The following is a 552-nucleotide window of genomic DNA, read 5'->3' on the forward strand; positions in this document are numbered from 1 at the left end:
CGGCGGGAATCGCACGGGGCGCATGTTCACGGGAGACCGTTCCGGGGATGTGCTGTACCAGGCGCTGTACGACGTGGGGCTCGCCTCGCAGCCGACCTCCGTGTCCGCCGCCGACGGTCTCGCCCTGTACGGCGTGCGGATCACCTCGCCCGTGCACTGCGCGCCGCCCGCGAACAAGCCGACCCCGCGGGAGCGGGACACGTGTCGGCCCTGGCTGGTGCAGGAGTTGCGGCTGCTGCGGCCCACGCTGCGGTCGGCCGTCGTGCTGGGGGCGTTCGGCTGGCAGGCCGCGCTGCCGGCCTTCGCGGAGGCGGGCTGGACCGTGCCCCGGCCCCGGCCGGCCTTCGCGCACGGGGCGCGTGTGCCGCTCGACGGGCTGGACCTCTTCGGCTGCTTCCACGTCAGCCAGCGCAACACCTTCACCGGGCGCCTCACCCCACAGATGCTGCGGGAGGTGCTGTGCACGGCGGCGACGGCGGCGGGACTCGGCTGACAGGGGAGAGCGGGGGCGGGGCGGGGAGTGCCTAGGCGGACGGCTGGACAGGCGGGTCG

The 552-nt window shown here is 75.4% G+C and carries 1 protein-coding gene; it reads left to right on the top strand.

All coding sequences use genetic code 11. The features are described 5' to 3' along the window. On the top strand, positions 1-493 hold a 493-nt coding region (locus tag BZL64_RS38135), incomplete at its 5' end, for a uracil-DNA glycosylase family protein (RefSeq protein WP_244205802.1). Positions 494-552 lie beyond the last annotated feature (59 nt).

It is taken from the genome of Streptomyces bobili (genome assembly GCF_002154575.1).
In the GTDB taxonomy this organism is placed as follows: Bacteria; Actinomycetota; Actinomycetes; order Streptomycetales; family Streptomycetaceae; genus Streptomyces; species Streptomyces bobili.